The sequence below is a fragment of the Bacillus cereus group sp. BfR-BA-01441 genome (genome assembly GCF_022663075.1).
Taxonomy (GTDB): Bacteria; Bacillota; Bacilli; order Bacillales; family Bacillaceae_G; genus Bacillus_A; species Bacillus_A cereus.
Map to the genome: position 1 here is coordinate 1 of NZ_JAKUEU010000234.1, position 663 is coordinate 663.

Here is a 663-nt window from a genome sequence, read left to right on the forward strand (position 1 = left end):
GTTTGCTTTTCCTTCTTTATCCGTCGTTACTTTCGCAACTACTTTTCCTTTTGAGTCACGTACTTCAAATACAACATTTTCTAATGGTGCTTTACTGTCTTTATCTATTTTTGTGATTTCCACATTCCCCGTATCTACCATTTCATTTTCTACAGTGAACGCTAAAGATTTTGACATACCTTTTGTAATTTCAAATGGTACAGGCTTTTCTAATTTTTTGTAGCCTGGTAAACTCTCTACTTCTACTAGCTTGTACTTTCCTACTGATAAATCTGAAACTGTTGCTTTTCCAATTTTATCTGTCGTTACTTTCGTTACTACCTTGCCTTTGTCGTCTTGTACTTCAAAGACTACACCTGCTAACGGTGCCTTATTATCTTTATCTATTTTTGTAATTTCTACATTTCCCGTATCTACCATTTCATTTTCTATTTTTAATGATAGAACTTCTGTCATACCTTTTGTAATTTCAAACGATACTGGTTCTGTTAATTGTTTGTAACCTGGTAAGCTTTCTTTCTCTACTAATTTGTACTTTCCTACAGATAAGTCTGAGATTTTTGCTTTACCATTTTTATCTGTTTTTACTTCTGTTACTACTTTGCCTTTGTCGTCTTGTACTTCGAAGACTACGCCTTCTAATGCTTTTTGACTATCTTTATC

General features: G+C 33.3%; 1 protein-coding gene. It reads right to left on the minus strand.

Translation table 11 applies throughout. The features are described 5' to 3' along the window. Positions 1-663 (minus strand): MSCRAMM family protein (locus MR107_RS30225; protein WP_255855184.1); only part of this gene is annotated, 663 nt, incomplete at both ends.